Origin of the sequence: Nocardioides xinjiangensis, from assembly GCF_017916385.1 — a bacterium.
GTDB classification, from domain to species: Bacteria; Actinomycetota; Actinomycetes; order Propionibacteriales; family Nocardioidaceae; genus Nocardioides; species Nocardioides xinjiangensis.
Genome location: NZ_JAFMSW010000002.1, coordinates 19,823 through 35,302, shown reverse-complemented (window position 1 = coordinate 35,302; position 15,480 = coordinate 19,823). Strand labels below are relative to the sequence as shown.

Here is a 15,480-nt window from a genome sequence, read left to right as displayed (position 1 = left end):
ACGCGCCCGCGCTCACGGTGGCTCGGGGCAGTTCGCCTTGAGCTGGAGGTCGAACTCTGCCGCGGCCGCCGGGTCGTCGCCGAACTCGTCGTGCTCGACGAAGCACGCGCCCATGTCGACTGCACGCCGCACGGCGTCGTGGACCACGAACCCGCGCGCTCGGAGTTTGAGCCCGCCCTCGGTCTGAAAGCCCTTCGGCGGAGGCAGCGAGGCCATCCAGCACCACATCGGGCTGGTCCCGGCGAGCGGTCCACCGTCCGAACAGCCTTCGTCGCCGCCCAGGCCGTTGTTCTGGAGCACGAGCTTGGCGCCGTAGCGCGATCGCAGCTGCTCGAGCAGAGCACGCTGCTTCGCCCACGACGGTTGCATCCCCGATGGAGCGCCGTCCGGACCGACCACCAGTTGCCACACCCCATGCGTGGCAAGGGAGATCCTGGTCGAGGTGAACGCCGCGTCCATGATCTCCACGCTCCGCTCCAAGCACGCCTGATCGCTCTCCGGGTTGAGCCCTGCGTCCCAGAGTGCCTTGTTGGCGGCCGGGTTGTGGCCGCTCCTGATGAACGGCTCGGCCCATGTCGTCGTGCAGGCCGAGTTGACGACGTCCAGGATCCGGGGATCGTCGTCGTACCGGCGGGCCACCTCCGCCATCAGTCGCTCGTACGCCGCCAGGAACTCGTCGGTCCAGAAGCGGGGGACGCACGCGGCGATCTGGCTGCTGGGCGCCTCGATTTCGACGCAGCCGCCGCCGAGCTCCGTGGCCCACTCCGGCGCCATCCGGCCCGCGAGGATGCGCAGCCGGAACGCATGGTCGGGCCGCTCGCGCAGTGCGGCATCGACGCGGTCCCATCCGGGCCCGGAGAACTCCCCCGGCAGGGGCTCGAAGTCGGCCCAGGCGCCGCCGACCACTGAGTGATCGATCGCGTCGAAGCCCGGTTGCGGCTCCCCGGTGAAGTAGAGCCCGGCTCCCATCGGCTTCAGCGTCCCGTCCGAGCGGGTGGGCGCGCCCGCGGGTTCCCGGGCCGCGGTGCAGCCGGAGATCAACGCCAGCCAGAGCACGACCGCGAGCGCTTCCAGCAGGCCTCGACGGGCGGCTGCCGACATCGCCTCATGGGCCGGTCCGTACGCCGACTCGCGCTCGCTCCTCGTCCTTCCCCGCACCTAGACCTCCCGTGCGGTCGCCTCGTGCTCCGGCGTCGGTGCGCTGGGCCCTCGGCGGAGCACCGCACTCGCCGCGGCGGCGAACGTGACGAAGTACCACAGCTGGGCGACACCGTTGATCTTGTTGGAGGCCACGCTGGTGAGGGCCAGGGCCACCGCACAGCCGAGGTAGCCGACCGCGATCGCACGGTCCAACGTGCCTGGCGGCGCCTTCCGCACGGCGCCCAACCCGAGGCGGATCAGCAGGACGATGACGGCGAGGTACACCAGCAGACCGAGCACTCCGGTCTCGACGTAGGCGCGCAGGTAGTCGTTGTGCGGCTGCTTGCCCTCCTGGGTGAGGTGCGACGTCATGCCGTACCCGACGCCGGTAGCCGGGTTCCTGTCCGCGAGATGGGCGATCTCCGACCAGTACGACAGTCGCCACGCCAGCGAGTTGCCGGCGTGGGCCGACCCCTGCGCGGCGTACGTCGACGAAGCCGCGACGGCGCCCAGCCGGTCGGACAGCGTGGGTACGATCATGACGGCGAGCCCGAGGACCGTCCCCACCCAGAGCAGCAGCCGTCTGCTCTGCCTGATCCCCACCACGATGAGCCCGAAGAGCACGCCCAGCAGCGCGGCGAGGGTGTAGGTGAGGACGAGGCAGACCGCGCACGCGGCGAGCAGCAGCGACAGCCCGGCTCGGATCCGGCCCGGTGTGTGCGAGAAGACGGCGACGCCCATGATGATCAGCAGCATCAGGTAGGCGCCGAACGCGTTCGACTGCGCGAACGTACCGACGAGTCTCGTGACGTCTCCCTTGACCTCGACGGGCGGGTTGCCGGTCACATGACCGGCGACCGTGTAGGCGATCGGGAAGATCGCTGAGCAGAAGACGACCACCAGAGCGCGACGCATCATCCTCGGATCGACCATGAGCTGCTCGAGCACGGCGAACATCAGCACGATGGCAAGCAGCCGCATGACGCTGGTCAGGCTCATCTGCGGATTCACGGCACCTGGGACGCTGACGAGGCTCACGCACACCAGCGCCACCAGCGCTGTACGCAGTCGCGAACCCGGCAACCCGCCCCGTTGCCTGTAGGCCACGACGAGCCACAGTGCGGCCGCGGCGATGAAGAAGACCCCCACGATCGTCGACGGGGTCAACAGCCGCGAGCCGGCGCCCGGCGAGAGTTGGAACGCGTCGATGCTGGCGCGGATCAGGAGCATCAGCAGCACGAACACCGCGAACCGGGCGAGCGCTATCGCGCCGATGATGATCCCCGCGCAGACGACGACGGGCACCAACGCGAGGAGCGTCGATCGACCTGCGATGCCAACAGCAGTGAGTGCCGCGGCGATGCCGCAACACACGGCTGCGGCCGTGGTGGCGACCGTCACCGAAACGCGACCCCCGCTCAGCGGCAGGGTCGTGTCGCTCACTTCGCTGCTCTCGGACGATCCGGCGGCATCGGCCTGCGAGCCGAGCTCACCCCGACCGTCTTGGGCGTGGGCCTGCGCTTCACGTCCTCACGCGGTGTCGGCGCGCCGGCCGCGGCGGTCGCGGGCGCCTTCGCCGGGAACTCGCGCTCCACGTCCTCCCGCGGCGCCGGCGCGCCAGCCGCGGCCGTCGCGGGCGCCTTCGCCGGAGACCCGCGCTTCACCTCCTCCCGCGGCGCCGGCTCACCAGCCGCGGCCGTCGCCGGCGCCTTCGCCGGAGACCCGCGCTTCACCTCCTCACGCGGCGCCGGCCTGCCGGCCGCCTCCGACGCGGGCGCACTGACACGAGACCTGCGCTTCACGTCCCCACGCGGCGTCCGCCCACCAGCCGCGGCCGCCGCCGGCGCCCCGACCGGGGACTCGTGGCGCAGCTGCAGGCGGTTGCGAGTTGTCGCGGCACGCCGCTGGGCGATCAGCTCGAGGAGGGCGACGAGCGCGATGGCCAGGAAGACGCCGACCGCGGCAGCGGGAAGCACGGTCATCACGATGAGACGACCAAGCGGGATCTTCTTGACAGCCGGCGCCTGCACCTGGTTCGGGTCGGCGGCTGCGAGCTGCGCCTGAGCCTGCGCCAGCACCTGCTGGCTCGTCGTGAGAGCGCCCATGGCGGCCTGCTGCTGGGCGAGCAGGTCCGCCTGCTCGGTGGTGAGGGGCGCCAGCTGGGCAGCCCTGCTCCTGAGCTTGGTGAGCTTCTGGGAGAGCACGTCCGCGCTTCCGGCCAGACCCTCGGCCGCGTATCGCGCCTCGTCGTTCTCGAGCGCCGTGATCTGCGCCGTCAGCGTCTCGTACTGCTCGGAGAGGGGCAGGTTGCCGTGCTTCCCGGCGAACGCGGCGAGGGCGGCGTTCGCGTCGTGCACCGAGTCCTTGGCCGCGTCGACGGCAGCTTGGGCGGATGGGACCTGGCTGCCGAACATGGCCGTCAGCGTCTGCCTCGCCACTGCGGCCGCAACCAGACCTGTCGTGGACGAGTCACTGTTGGTGTAGGTGAGCGCGACCACGGAGCTGGAGCCCACCTGCTCCATGCTCAGCCCGTCCTGTAGGTCCCCCACGCTCACGTCCGTCTCCTCCGCCACGGCGTCCTGCACCTCGGGTGAGGACGCCAGCGCGACGAAGTTGCCTGCGAACTGGCTTGCCCCCTGCGCTGGGTACGTGCCGTACTGGCTGCCCATCAACGACGGCGCCGACACGTGGACGGCGGCGACGGACGGCCGAGGGGTCACCAGGACGTAGGCGAGGGCGAGCTCTGACGCCAGGAGCGGAACTCCCGCCAGGACCCACAGATTGCGCCTCGCGATCCGCAGGTAGTCGACGATCTCCACAATTCTCCCTCTTCAAGGCTCGCACACGTGTCCCTCAAGGAGAAGAGGCCGCGAAACGGCGGTCAGATACGCCGTATCTGAGCGGAGTTCGGCCTGCTCCTATCCGGCGAGAGGAGGTCTGATGATTGTCAACCCGCGCAACGGCAGCTTCCCGGCTCTGCAGCGGCGTCGCCGGCCGACGAGTGACGGGGAACGTCCGCTGCGGATAGCGATGATCGGACAGAAGGGCCTCCCCGCGACGCATGGCGGCGTGGAGCGACATGTCGAGGAGATCGGTGCCCGCCTCGCCGACCTGGGTGACGACGTCACCGTCTACTGCCGCTCCAGCTACACGGGACGTTGGGGCGACGGGCATGGAGGTGGGGTCGACGGCGTCGCCACGGACGGGACCTACCGTGGCATGCACCTGCGTCCTGTGGCTGCGCTCGGGACCAAGCACCTGGACGCCATCACGCACAGCGCGGCATCGACTGCCGCGGCGATGCACATGCACGCCGACATCGTGCACTACCACGCTCTCGGGCCGGGCCTCCTCGCGCCGGCACCGCGGATGCTGTCTCGCGCGGGGGTCGTGCTGACGGTGCATGGGCTGGACAACGAACGGTCGAAGTGGAGCGGGGCGGCACGTGCTGCTCTGGGCGCCGCGCACTGGATGAGCGCACGCGTGCCGGACGTGACCGTCGCGGTGTCACACGCGCTCGTCGAGCACTACGCGCACGAGTTCGGCAGGGAGGCCGTGTACGTGCCGAACGGCGTCGTACCCCGGTCACCCTGCCCGTCGGGTGCTGCTCTGGCGCAGTACGGGCTCCGGCCCGGAGGATACCTGCTCTTCGTCGGACGGCTCGTGCCGGAGAAGGCCGCGGATCTCCTGATCCGCGCGTACCGACGTGTCCCGGGCGGCCTGCGGCTCGTGATCGCCGGAGGCTCCTCGTTCACCGACGACTACGTCGCCTCGCTCCACCGACTCGCCCGGCGGGACCAGCGGGTGGTGCTTTCCGGGTATGTCTACGGCGACCGGCTGGCGGAGCTGTACTCGAACGCCGCAGCCTTCGTCCTCCCCTCGAACCTCGAGGGCATGGCGCTCACCCTGCTCGAGGCGGTCTCCTATGGCCTACCCGTCGTCGCCAGCGACATCGCGCCGAACCGGGAGATCGCCGGCGAGCAGGCGGGTTACCGGCTGTTCCGCACTGGGGACGAGGAGGCCTTGGCCGCAGCACTCCTGCGGGTGCTGGCGGGCGGCCAGGCGGAGCGTGCGGCCGCGGCGCGGCTTCGCGAACGCGTGCTCGCCGACCACTGCTGGGACACGGCCGCCCGACAGATGCGCGAGATCTACCTCGAGCTCGTCCGTGAGCCGGCGACCTCGCGCCGTGCTGTTCACCTGAGTGTGGGCGGATGACGTGGTCGAGACCCTCTTCATCGTGGGACCACCTCGGTCAGGCACGTCACTGCTCTACAAGGCACTGTGCCTCCACCCGGACGTGGCGTACCTGTCGAACTGGGTTCGTCGCTTCCCCGCCCTGCCTGCACTCGGTGTGCTCAACCGCATTCCGCCGATCCTGCCGACGATGCGCCGGGAGGCGTGGTTCGGGGACGGCACGAACGCCTACGTGTACGGCAGCCCGAGGTCGGCGGTGCGTCGCGCGTTTCCCGCGCCGGTGGAGGGAGAGCCAGTCTTCACCCGCTGCGGGATCGACGCTGTACCCGGCGGCTGTCTGCCAGGCAGTACCCCGGACCTGGACCGACTGCGGCGCACGTTCCACGTGGTCAGCACCGCAGCGGGTGGGCGGGTGCTCATCAGCAAGCGGATCGCGCACAACTTGCGCATCCCGCTGCTCGCCAGTGCCTTTGAGTCGGCCAAGTTCGTGTACCTGGTGCGCGACGGCAGGGCGGTTGCCCACTCCTTGTCACGTGTGGACTGGTGGCTCGACTCCGAGGTGTGGTGGCAACGGACGACGCCGCGAGCGTGGGCCGAGCACGGCGGGGATCCCTGGACGTTGTGCGCCCGGCACTGGGTGGAAGAGGTTCGCGCAGTAGAGGACGGTCTCTCCCATGTGCCGAGCGAGCAACGCATGGAACTGCGGTACGAGGACATGATGGCCGACCCGCTGGCCGTCCTCGGACGCGTTGCCGACTTCGGTGACCTGCCAGTCAGCTCGGTCTGGCGGGACGAGCTGGACAGGTTGCAGTTCCCGGACCGCAACAAGACCTGGCTCTCCGCGATGGACGACGGCGTGGTGTCGCGCGTCACCCAGCTGCAGCAGCCGCTTCTCGCCCGGTACGGATACGAGTAGGCAAGCGACCTCAGGCGCGAACGGCTCATCGTCCGCTCTGCTGCCACGAGCCCGCCGCGACGACACAAGGGCCGGGAACGAGAAGCCCCTGACCCGCCTTCCGCAGGTCAGGGGCGTTCTCTCGGTCGGGCTGACAGGATTTGAACCTGCGACCCCTTGACCCCCAGTCAAGTGCGCTACCAAGCTGCGCCACAGCCCGAGTGCCCCCGGCACGAGGCCCGCGGAGCGAGGGGAACACTACCGCAGGCCCGGCACGGGCACGGAATCGACCCGCCCGCGGACGCGATGCCGCCGGTCGGCGGGTCCCGACGGGCCGGTCGCGGTAGTCCGAGCGGGCCATTTGCAGCCGTTCGCCGCCGCCGCAACCGCCCACCGCCCCACGATGGGTCATCGACCTGTGGGGGTGGACGTGTCACCGATGCCGCACCGAGCGGGCCTGGTGGCGGCCGTCATCGCGGCTGCTGCCGGGCTCGGAGCGACCGCGCCGCGCGCCGACGCCGCGCCCGAGGTCGCCGTACGTGAGGACGCGCGGACCGCGGAGGCCGTCCGGCTCGCGCTGCAGCTGAGTGAGCGGCAGCGCACGCTCCTCGCGCTCAACCGCCGCGCCGACGCACACGACCGGGCGCTCGTCGGGCGGCAGGCCGTCCTCGCCACCTACGGCTACACCGGTGACCCCGACCGGGCGCGCACGGTGCTGCCCCTGGCGTCGTACCGGCTGTCGGCGGGCTTCGGCCTGACCGGCCCGCTGTGGGAGGCCGAGCACGGGGGCCAGGACTTCGGCGCGGCGGCGGGCGAGCCGATCGTCGCGGTGGCCGCCGGCGTGGTCACCGAGGTGGCCGACGCCGGGCCGTACGGGCTGCGGACGATCGTCACGCTCCCCGACGGCACCGAGGTCTGGTACTGCCACCAGAGCGACGCCACGGTCACGACCGGCCAGTCCGTCGCGGTCGCCGACGTGATCGGCAGCGTCGGCTCGAGCGGCAACTCCACCGGGCCGCACCTGCACCTCGAGGTACGACCGGCGGGGGGCAGCCCCGTCGACCCGGCCGACTGGCTGCGGGCCGAGGGGCTCACGCCCTGACGCGGCGGGCCGCGAGGATCAGCGCTTGCGCTTCTCGCGCGGCTTCTGCTGGATGACGATCGGGGTGCCGACGAAGCCGAACTCCTCGCGCAGCCGCCGCTCGACGAAGCGCTCGTAGGCGGCGTCGAGCTTGCCGGTCGTGAACAGCACGAAGGTCGGCGGAGCCGTCGACGGCTGGGTGGCGAACAGGATCTTGGGCTGCTTGCCGCTGCGCACGGGGTGCGGGTGCTCCGAGACGAGGCGGCCGAGGAAGGTGTTCAGCGCACCGGTGCCGACGCGGGTCTCCCAGCCTTCGAGGGCCTTGTCGATGGCCGGCACCAGCCGGTCCACGTGCCAGCCGGTCCGGGCGGTGAAGTTGATGCGCGGCGCCCACCGCACCTGCACGAGGTCACGCTCGATCTCGCGCTCGAGGTAGTAGCGGCGCTCCTCGTCGACGAGGTCCCACTTGTTGAAGGCGATGACCATCGCGCGGCCGGCGTCGCGGATCGTCTGGATGATCCGCATGTCCTGCTCGGAGACGGTCTGGCTGGCGTCGAGCACCAGGACGGCGACCTCGGCCCGGTCGATCGCGGTGGAGGTCCGCAGCGAGGCGTAGTACTCGTGGCCCGATGCCTGGTTGACCCGCTTGCGGATCCCCGCGGTGTCGATGAAGCGCCAGGTGCGGTCACCGAGGGTGATCAGCTCGTCGACCGGGTCCACGGTGGTGCCGGCTGCGTTGTCGACGACGACCCGGTCCTCCTTGGCCAGCATGTTCAGCAGGGACGACTTGCCCACGTTGGGCTTGCCCACGATCGCGATGCGGCGCGGTCCCCCGACCTCGTCGAAGCTCTCCGCAGGCGTCTCGGGCAGGGCCTCGAGGATCGCGTCGAGCATGTCGCCGGAGCCCCGGCCGTGCAGCGCGGACACCGCGAACGGCTCCCCGAGCCCGAGGTTCCACAGGCCGTGGGCCTCGGCCTCGGTGCGCTGGTCGTCGACCTTGTTGGCGGCCAGGACGACCGGCTTGCCGGACTTGCGCAGGATGCGGACGACCGCCTCGTCGGAGTCGGTGATCCCGACGGTCGCGTCCACCACGAACAGCACCGCGTCGGCGAGCGAGACGGCGACCTCGGCCTGGGCGGCGATGCGCTCGGCGAGTCCGCGGGCGTCGGGGTCCCAGCCGCCGGTGTCGACGACGGTGAAGGCCCGGCCGTTCCAGTTGGCGTCGTAGGAGACGCGGTCGCGGGTGACGCCGGGCCGGTCCTCGACGACCGCCTCGCGGCGTCCGATGATCCGGTTGACCAGCGTGGACTTGCCGACGTTGGGCCGGCCGACGACCGCCAGGACGGGGGTCGGGCCGGTCGGGTGCTCGGCGCCGGCGGGACCGCCGGCGGACGGCGACTCGACGCGTGCGGCGTCGTGCTCAGTCATGGTGCTCACAGCTCTCTGGAAGGCTCGACGAGCCCGGTGTCGGGGTCGTCCTGGGATTGTCCCGCAGGAAGGGGCCCGGGCAAGGATCGGCGCGTGTCGGCCAGCGCTCGGGCCAGCTCGGACAGCATGTGCCCCTTGAGCAACACCGAGGTGGCGGCGACGTGTTCCCGCGTGCGCGGCCAGGGCTGCTGTGTCGTGCGCCACGGCTCACCGACGACCACGTCGATCTGCGCGCCGCGAGGCGGGAGCGCGCCGAGACCCCCGCCCGGCGGGCGGGTGCCGACCAGCGTCACCGGCACGACCGGCGCGCCGGTGACCAGGGCCAGGTAGGCCGCACCGTGGTGGAACCGGTGCAGCTCGCCGTCGCCGCGCCTGCCCTCGGGGAAGATGCCCAGCACTCCCCCGTCGCGGAGCACGCGCAGCGACGAGCGGACCGCACCCGGGTCGGGGTGGAACCGGTCCAGCGGGATCTGCCCCGTGCGCCGCAGGAGGCCGGCGAGCGGTCCGGCGAACATCTCCGCCTTGGTCAGCGCGTGCACCGCTCGCGGCGCGACGACCGCGAGGAGGGGGCCGTCCACGACGCCGAGGTGGTTGGCGGCCAGGATCACCCCGCCAGTCGCCGGCACCCGTTCCGCGTGGTGCACCTGCACCCGCCAGAGCCGGCGGACCAGCCAGGCGCCCACGGGCCGGACCGCGCGGAGCGGGCGGGTCGGCGGGTGCGCGTCGGCGCTCGCCGGGAGCTCCGCACGCGTCACGCCCGGCCAGCCTCCGACGCGAGGCCGACGATGCGGTCGATGACCTCCGCGAGCGTCAGGTGGGTGCTGTCGACGTGCACGGCGCCCTCGGCCACCGTCAGCGGCGCCGTCGCCCGGCCGGAGTCGATCCGGTCGCGCTCGAGGAGCGACTGCTGCGTGCTGGCGACGTCGGTGCCGCCCTGCTCGGCCGTACGCCGCTGGGCGCGCGCGTCGGGGTCGGCGCTCAGGTACACCTTCACCTCGGCCTGGGGCCACACCACCGAGCCGATGTCGCGACCCTCGACGACGATGCCGCCGTCACCGATGACCTCGCGCTGGAGGGCGAGCAGGCGGGCCCGCACCTCGGGGACGACGCTCACGGGGCTCACGGCTGCCGTCACGTCCTCCCCGCGGATGGTTACCGACACGTCCTCGCCGTCCACGGTGATGGTCGGGGCGAGCGGGTCGGTGCCGGACTCGATCGCCGGCCGGTGCGCGACGGCGGCGACCGCCGCCTCGTCGCGGACGTCGACGCCCTCGCGCAGCAGCCACCAGGTGAGCGCCCGGAACATGGCGCCGGTGTCGAGGTAGCGCAGGCCGAGGCGCTCGGCGACCCCTCGCGAGGTGCTCGACTTGCCGGAGCCGGACGTGCCGTCGACGGCGATGACGAGGGACGGGGTGTCGGCGTGGGTCACGGGCGAGAAGATTACCGGTGGGTCGTCCACCCGCGGGACTCCAGCGCCGCCAGCAGCCGCTCCGCGCTCCCCCGCTCGACGACCAGCTCGGTCAGGCCCACCGGACGTGCCGGGTCGTGGTCGATGCGCACGTCCTCGATGTTGACGCCGATCTCGCCGGCGTCGCCGAAGAGGCGCGCCAGCTCCCCGGGGTGGTCGGGGACGGCCACGAAGACCGACCGGGTCGGCCGGGCGGGGCCGCCGTGCTTGCCGGGGATCGCCGCGGTGCCGGCGTTGCCCCGGGTGAGGATCTCGACGAGGCCGGTCTCCGCGCCCGCGGCCACCGCCGCCATCAGGGCGTCGAGGTCCGAGCGCACCTCGCCCAGCAGGTCGAGCACGGCCTCGCTGTTGGCACCCAGGATCTGCTGCCACAGCGCTGGGTCGCTGGCGGCCACGCGCGTGACGTCGCGCACGCCCTGCCCCGACAACGCGAGGTGCTCGGCCGGTGCCGCTGCGAGGCGACCGGCGACCAGCACCGCGGCGAGGTGCGGCAGGTGGGAGGTGCGGGCCACCGCCCGGTCGTGCTCGGCGGGGTCCATCCGCAGCGGCGCGGCGCCGCACTCGAGCACGAGCGCCTCGACCAGCCCCACCGCGTCGGGCGACGACGACGGGTGCGGGGTGATCGCCCACGGACGCCCGTCGAACAGCGCGGCGCTGGCAGCCAGCGGGCCGGAGCGCTCGCTGCCCGCCATGGGGTGGGACCCGACGTACCGGACGAGCTCCGTCGGGCCGACCCGGGCGGACACCGCCGCGAGCGGGGCCGCCTTGACGCTGCCGACGTCGGTGACGACCGCGTCGGTGCGGCCGAGCGCGTCGACGACGGCGTCGGCCACGGCCGCGGGCGGCACGGCCACGACGACGAGCTGCGGCCGGTCGGTCGAGGCCACCGCCCGGCCGGCACCGAGCCCGTGGGCGGTGCGCACGTTCTCGGCGGAGGTGTCGCGCAGCACGACCTCCATGCCGAGGCGGCTGCAGACCAGCGCGATCGACGTGCCGATCAGGCCGGCGCCGACGACCTCGACCGGCCCGACGAGCGCGGGCAGGTCGTCCTCAGTCATGGCTGGTCGTCCGCGCGAGGTCCCGGCGCAGGTTGGCGGCGCCGTGGAGGTAGGCGTGGGTGATGTCCGAGCGCGCGAGGTCGGTCTCGACGTGGGCCATCAACCGCACGACGCGCGGCATGGACCCCTCGATCTCCAGCTCGCGGGCGCAGACCAGGGGGACGTCGGAGAAGCCGAGCTGGCGCGCTGCGTACGCGGGGAACTCGCTGGTCAGGTCGCTGGTCGCGGTGAAGATGATCGAGATGAAGTCGTCGACCTCGAGGCCGTTGGCCTCCATCACGTCGGTGACCAGCTCCGCCACCCGGTCCAACATGTGCTCGCGGGTGTCCACCTCGAGCTGGGTCGCCCCGCGCACTGCCCTCACTGCCACGGCCACGAGCCTACGGGCTCGCCGGCTCAGAGCCGCGCGCTGTCCATCAGCTCGCCGAGCTCGGCGACCGTGAGCTCGCGCATCTCCCCCGAGCGCAGCCGGGCGAGGGTGATCGGACCGATCTGCGTGCGGGTCAGCCGACGGACCGGGTGCCCCACGTGGGCCAGCAGACGTCGCACGATCCGGTTGCGCCCCTCGTGGATGGTGAGCTCGACGATGGAGCGCTGGCTGCCCTCGCGGCGCGGGTCGCCCCCGACGACGCGCGCGTGGGTCACCGTGACCGGACCGTCGTCGAGCGTGACGCCGGCGAGGAGCTGGCGGACGGTGCGGACGTGCACCTCGCCCTCGACCTCGGCGACGTACGTCTTGTCCACCTCGTGCGAGGGGTGAGCGAGGTGCTGGGCGAAGTCGCCGTCGTTGGTGAGGATGATGAGGCCCTCGGTGTCGGTGTCGAGGCGACCGACGTGGAAGAGCCGCTCGGGCCGGTCGGCGACCAGGTCGCCCAGCGTGCGCCGCCCCTCGGGGTCCGACATCGTCGAGACCACCCCGCGCGGCTTGTTGAGCACGAGGTAGACCTTGTCGCTGATCGGCGGCAGCCGCTTGCCGTCGACCCGGATCACGGCGGTGCGCGGGTCGACCTTGGTGCCGAGCCGGGTGACGACCTCGCCGTCCACCTCGACGAGGCCGTCGAGCATCAGCTCCTCGCACTTGCGGCGGCTCGCGACGCCGGACCGGGCGAGGAGCTTCTGCAGGCGGATGAGCCCGTCGTCGTCGGTGTCCGGACGCTGCGAGGCCGGCTGGTCGTTGTCGGGTGCGTCGTGGGGCCTCATGCGATCTCCGTCCCGCCGTCGGGCTCGGTGCCGGCACCGCTGTGCGGGGACGCGTGGTGTCCGTCCCGGGTCGGCGCCGCCGGGGACGACGACGGAGCTTCGGCGCGGGCGCGCCCGGGCACCGGCTCGGTGGCTGCGGGCGCGTCGAGGGCCGCGACGCTCGCGAGCTCGTCCTCGAGGTCGTCCATGTCGGGGAGGTACGGCGCCAGCTCGGGCAGCTCCTCGAGGGAGGTGATCCCGATGCGCTCGAGGAAGTACGACGTCGTCCGGTACAGGTTCGCCCCGCTCTGCTCGTCCCGGCCGGCCTCCTCCACCAGCCCGCGGCTCAGCAGGGTGCGCATGACGCCGTCGACGTTCACGCCGCGGATCGCGGACACCCGCGCCCGGGAGACGGGCTGCTTGTAGGCGACGACGGACAGCGTCTCGAGCGCCGCCTGGGTGAGGCGGGCCTGCTGGCCGTCGAGGACGAAGGCCTCCACGACCCCGGCGAGCTCGGGGCGGGAGTAGAAGCGCCAGCCCCCGGCCACTGCACGCAGGTCGAACCCGCGGCCCTGCGCGGTGTACTCCGCGGCGAGCGCCTCCAGCGCTGCGGCGACCTCGTCCACCGGGTGCCCCACGACCGAGGCCAGCCGGACGGTGCTGAGGGGCTCGTCAGAGACCATGAGGATCGCCTCGAGGGCAGGACGCAGCTCGACCACGGCGACGGCCAGGGTGTCGATGTGCTGGTCGGCGTCCTCGTGCGCCGGCGGTGCGTCGACCTCGGCCTCGCGGGACGGGTCGGGCTGCTCGGTCACTGGTCCTCCTCGGGCTCGCCGGCGGTCGCCGGCGGCGTACGTGCCTGTCCATCTTCGTCGTCCGGCGCCGCGCCGTCGAACTCGTCGGTGATCTCGACGTCGCCCTCCTCGGCGCCGGTCCAGCGCACCGTCAGCTCCCCCAGCGGGGTCACCTGGTCGAAGGACACGGCACCCTCGCGGAAGAGCTCGAGCAGCGACAGGAAGCGCGCGACCGTGGTGAGCCGGTCGGGTGAGTCCCCACACAGGGCGCGGAACGTCATCGTGCCGCCGCGGCGCAGCCGGTCGACCACGAGCTGGGCCTGCTCGCGGACGCTGACCCTGGCGGCGTGGATGTGCTGCAGCGACACCTCGAGCACCGGCTTGGGCTCCATCGCCTTCGCCGCCAGCTGCGCGAACTGCTCGAGGCCGATGCCGATCAGCACCTCCGGCAGGAGCGAGGCGAAGCGCTCCTCGAGACCGACCGCGCGGGCGTGGCGCCGCGACTCCGCCGCGAGCCGCTCCTCCAATACCGAGGCCACCTGCTTGAAGGCCCGGTACTGCAGGAGCCGGGCGAACAGCAGGTCGCGAGCCTCCAGGAGCGCGAGGTCCTCCTCGTCCTCGACGTCGCCCCGGGGCAGCAGGCGCGCGGCCTTGAGGTCGAGCAGCGTCGCTGCGACGACGAGGAACGACGTGGTCTGCTCGAGGTCCCAGGCGTCGCCGAGGTTCTTCACGTGCGCGATGAACTCGTCGGTGACCTGCGACAGCGCGACCTCGGTGATGTCGAGCTTGTGCTTGGCGATGAGCCCGAGCAGCAGGTCGAACGGTCCCTCGAAGTTGTCCAGGCGCACGGCGAACGCCGGCGGGTCGCTGCCCGGTTCGAGCGGGGCGTCGGCGGGACCGGTGACGAGTCGGGGTGCGGGGCTCACTCGTCGAGCAGCCGCTGCACCAGCGCGCTGTCCGCGCCGCGGGTCTCCAGGTCGGCCAGCACGAGGGCCAGCGCCTCGCGCACCAGCCTGCCCCGGTCGACGGCCAGGCCGTGCGAGCGACGCAGGGTCAGCCGGGCGTGCTCGATGTCGAGGAGCTCGTCGGAGGTGACGTAGACCGTCATCTTCTCGTCGTGGCGGACCCGGCCGCTCGGCCTGCGGGGCCCGGCAGGCTCAGCGGCGTCGGCGACCGCGCGCACCCGCCGCGATCGCTGCCCGCCGGCCGACGACCCGGCCTCGCTCGCGCCGGCCGCACCGGCCGCGCCCGAGGCGTCGCTGCCGCCGCCGGCGTCGGTCGGGTCGACGGTCGGCCGGAACAGGTCGTCCGCGGCCGGCATGCTCACGCGGCGGGCCATCGGGTCAACACCTCCTTGGCGAGCTGGCGGTACGCCTCGGCGCCGGTCGAGGACGAGGCGTACGACGTGATCGGCTCGCCCGCGACCGTCGCGTCGGAGAACTTGACCGTCCGGCGGATGACGGTGTGGAACACCTTGTCGCCCCAGGCTGACACGAGGCGCTCCATGACCTCACGGCTGTGGAGCGTCCGTCCGTCGAACATCGTCCCCAGCACGCCGTCGATCTCGAGCTTCGGGTTGAGCCGCTCGCGGACCTTGTCGATGGTCGTCTTGAGCAGCGCCACGCCACGCAGGGCGAAGTACTCGCACTCCAGCGGGACGATGACCCCGTCGGAGGCGGTCAGCGCGTTGACCGTGAGCAGGCCCAGCGAGGGCTGGCAGTCGATGAGGACGACGTCGTACCGGTCCAGCGCCGGCGCCAGCACCCGCTGGAGGGTCTGCTCGCGGGCCACCTCGTGCACCAGCTGCACCTCGGCGGCCGAGAGGTCGATGTTGGAGGGCAGCAGGTCCATGCCCGGGATCCCGGACGGCACCACGACGTCGTCGAGGGTGACCTCGCGGTCCATGAGCAGGTTGTAGATGGTCAGGTCCATCTCGTGCGGGTTCAGGCCGAGGCCGACCGACAGCGACCCCTGCGGGTCGAAGTCGACCAGCAGCACCCTCCGTCCGAACTCGGCCAGCGAGGCACCGAGGTTGATGGTGGTCGTGGTCTTGCCCACGCCGCCCTTCTGGTTGCACATCGCGATCACCCGCGCGCGTCCGTGCTCGGCCACCGGGCCCGGCTCGGGGAAGAGCGGCATCGGCCGCCCGGTCGGGCCGAGCGCGACGTCGGCGGCAGGGCCGGCGGACGGGCTCTCGAGGGGGCGTTCGAAGGGGATCGGCTGGGTCACGGTGTGCTCGTCTC

Annotated in this window: 16 protein-coding genes and 1 tRNA gene; 3 read left to right on the top strand and 14 right to left on the bottom strand. The window is 72.4% G+C overall.

Annotation, left to right across the window (positions count from 1 at the left end; all coding sequences use genetic code 11):
• Nucleotides 1-12: 12 nt before the first annotated feature.
• From J3P32_RS15040 to J3P32_RS15030, 3 genes are read right to left on the bottom strand one after another with little or no spacing between them, the layout of a single operon-like run.
• On the bottom strand, nucleotides 13-1,101 hold the full coding sequence (locus J3P32_RS15040) for a glycoside hydrolase 5 family protein (protein ID WP_210440871.1): 1,089 nt from the start codon (nucleotides 1,099-1,101) through the stop codon (nucleotides 13-15).
• 57 nt (nucleotides 1,102-1,158) lie between these two features.
• Complete coding sequence (locus J3P32_RS18580) at nucleotides 1,159-2,583, bottom strand: O-antigen ligase family protein (protein ID WP_210440870.1); 1,425 nt, start codon at nucleotides 2,581-2,583, stop codon at nucleotides 1,159-1,161.
• Nucleotides 2,580-3,959, bottom strand: coding sequence for a YveK family protein (locus J3P32_RS15030; RefSeq protein ID WP_210440869.1), 1,380 nt, complete (start codon nucleotides 3,957-3,959; stop codon nucleotides 2,580-2,582). The genes J3P32_RS18580 and J3P32_RS15030 overlap by 4 nt, the downstream gene beginning before the upstream one ends.
• A 121-nt stretch (nucleotides 3,960-4,080) precedes the next feature.
• Between J3P32_RS15030 and J3P32_RS15025 the strand changes: the two genes are divergently transcribed.
• Nucleotides 4,081-5,355, top strand: a complete 1,275-nt coding sequence (locus tag J3P32_RS15025) for a glycosyltransferase family 4 protein (RefSeq protein ID WP_210440868.1) — start codon at nucleotides 4,081-4,083, stop codon at nucleotides 5,353-5,355.
• 1 nt (nucleotide 5,356) lies between these two features.
• On the top strand, nucleotides 5,357-6,250 hold the full coding sequence (locus tag J3P32_RS15020; protein WP_210440867.1) for a sulfotransferase family protein: 894 nt from the start codon (nucleotides 5,357-5,359) through the stop codon (nucleotides 6,248-6,250).
• Between the two features lie 125 nt (nucleotides 6,251-6,375).
• Here J3P32_RS15020 and J3P32_RS15015 read toward each other — a convergent pair.
• A tRNA-Pro gene (locus tag J3P32_RS15015) sits at nucleotides 6,376-6,449 on the bottom strand.
• Between the two features lie 219 nt (nucleotides 6,450-6,668).
• On the opposite strand from J3P32_RS15015, the gene J3P32_RS15010 reads away from it, so the two are divergent.
• Nucleotides 6,669-7,331, top strand: coding sequence for a M23 family metallopeptidase (locus J3P32_RS15010; protein WP_210440866.1), 663 nt, complete (start codon nucleotides 6,669-6,671; stop codon nucleotides 7,329-7,331).
• 18 nt (nucleotides 7,332-7,349) lie between these two features.
• Here the strand turns inward: J3P32_RS15010 and der are convergent, their stop codons facing one another.
• The 10 genes from der to J3P32_RS14960 are packed head-to-tail and all read right to left on the bottom strand — an operon-like array spanning nucleotide 7,350 to nucleotide 15,466.
• Entirely contained in the window at nucleotides 7,350-8,738 is a 1,389-nt protein-coding gene (gene der / locus J3P32_RS15005; protein ID WP_210440865.1) for a ribosome biogenesis GTPase Der, read from the bottom strand.
• A gap of 5 nt (nucleotides 8,739-8,743) precedes the next feature.
• Entirely contained in the window at nucleotides 8,744-9,493 is a 750-nt protein-coding gene (locus J3P32_RS15000; RefSeq protein WP_210440864.1) for a lysophospholipid acyltransferase family protein, read from the bottom strand.
• A complete protein-coding gene (gene cmk / locus J3P32_RS14995) occupies nucleotides 9,490-10,167 on the bottom strand; it encodes a (d)CMP kinase (protein WP_210440863.1) in 678 nt (225 codons plus the stop codon). The genes J3P32_RS15000 and cmk overlap by 4 nt, the downstream gene beginning before the upstream one ends.
• Before the next feature lie 11 nt (nucleotides 10,168-10,178).
• Entirely contained in the window at nucleotides 10,179-11,264 is a 1,086-nt protein-coding gene (locus tag J3P32_RS14990; RefSeq protein ID WP_210440862.1) for a prephenate dehydrogenase, read from the bottom strand.
• Complete coding sequence (gene aroH / locus J3P32_RS14985) at nucleotides 11,257-11,634, bottom strand: chorismate mutase (RefSeq protein WP_210440861.1); 378 nt, start codon at nucleotides 11,632-11,634, stop codon at nucleotides 11,257-11,259. The genes J3P32_RS14990 and aroH overlap by 8 nt, the downstream gene beginning before the upstream one ends.
• 26 nt (nucleotides 11,635-11,660) lie before the next feature.
• Entirely contained in the window at nucleotides 11,661-12,464 is an 804-nt protein-coding gene (locus J3P32_RS14980) for a pseudouridine synthase (protein ID WP_210440860.1), read from the bottom strand.
• Nucleotides 12,461-13,258, bottom strand: coding sequence for an SMC-Scp complex subunit ScpB (scpB, locus tag J3P32_RS14975; RefSeq protein WP_307861719.1), 798 nt, complete (start codon nucleotides 13,256-13,258; stop codon nucleotides 12,461-12,463). The genes J3P32_RS14980 and scpB overlap by 4 nt, the downstream gene beginning before the upstream one ends.
• Nucleotides 13,255-14,163, bottom strand: coding sequence for a segregation and condensation protein A (locus tag J3P32_RS14970; RefSeq protein ID WP_210440859.1), 909 nt, complete (start codon nucleotides 14,161-14,163; stop codon nucleotides 13,255-13,257). The genes scpB and J3P32_RS14970 overlap by 4 nt, the downstream gene beginning before the upstream one ends.
• Nucleotides 14,160-14,576 (bottom strand): hypothetical protein, encoded by a 417-nt coding sequence (locus J3P32_RS14965; RefSeq protein WP_210440858.1) that lies wholly within the window; start codon nucleotides 14,574-14,576, stop codon nucleotides 14,160-14,162. Before J3P32_RS14965 ends, J3P32_RS14970 begins: the two co-directional genes overlap by 4 nt.
• Nucleotides 14,561-15,466 (bottom strand): ParA family protein, encoded by a 906-nt coding sequence (locus tag J3P32_RS14960; RefSeq protein WP_455430096.1) that lies wholly within the window; start codon nucleotides 15,464-15,466, stop codon nucleotides 14,561-14,563. The genes J3P32_RS14965 and J3P32_RS14960 overlap by 16 nt, the downstream gene beginning before the upstream one ends.
• Nucleotides 15,467-15,480: the final 14 nt, after the last annotated feature.

What these genes read in the sequence shown, in the direction of transcription:
- J3P32_RS14990 (WP_210440862.1), bottom strand. Translation starts at nt 11,264, where the DNA reads ATGACTGAGGACGACCTGCCCGCGCTCGTCGGGCCGGTCGAGGTCGTC.
- J3P32_RS15010 (WP_210440866.1), top strand. Translation starts at nt 6,669, where the DNA reads ATGCCGCACCGAGCGGGCCTGGTGGCGGCCGTCATCGCGGCTGCTGCC.
- J3P32_RS14965 (WP_210440858.1), bottom strand. Translation starts at nt 14,576, where the DNA reads ATGGCCCGCCGCGTGAGCATGCCGGCCGCGGACGACCTGTTCCGGCCG.
- J3P32_RS15040 (WP_210440871.1), bottom strand. Translation starts at nt 1,101, where the DNA reads ATGTCGGCAGCCGCCCGTCGAGGCCTGCTGGAAGCGCTCGCGGTCGTG.
- J3P32_RS15025 (WP_210440868.1), top strand. Translation starts at nt 4,081, where the DNA reads ATGATTGTCAACCCGCGCAACGGCAGCTTCCCGGCTCTGCAGCGGCGT.
- der (WP_210440865.1), bottom strand. Translation starts at nt 8,738, where the DNA reads ATGACTGAGCACGACGCCGCACGCGTCGAGTCGCCGTCCGCCGGCGGT.
- J3P32_RS14980 (WP_210440860.1), bottom strand. Translation starts at nt 12,464, where the DNA reads ATGAGGCCCCACGACGCACCCGACAACGACCAGCCGGCCTCGCAGCGT.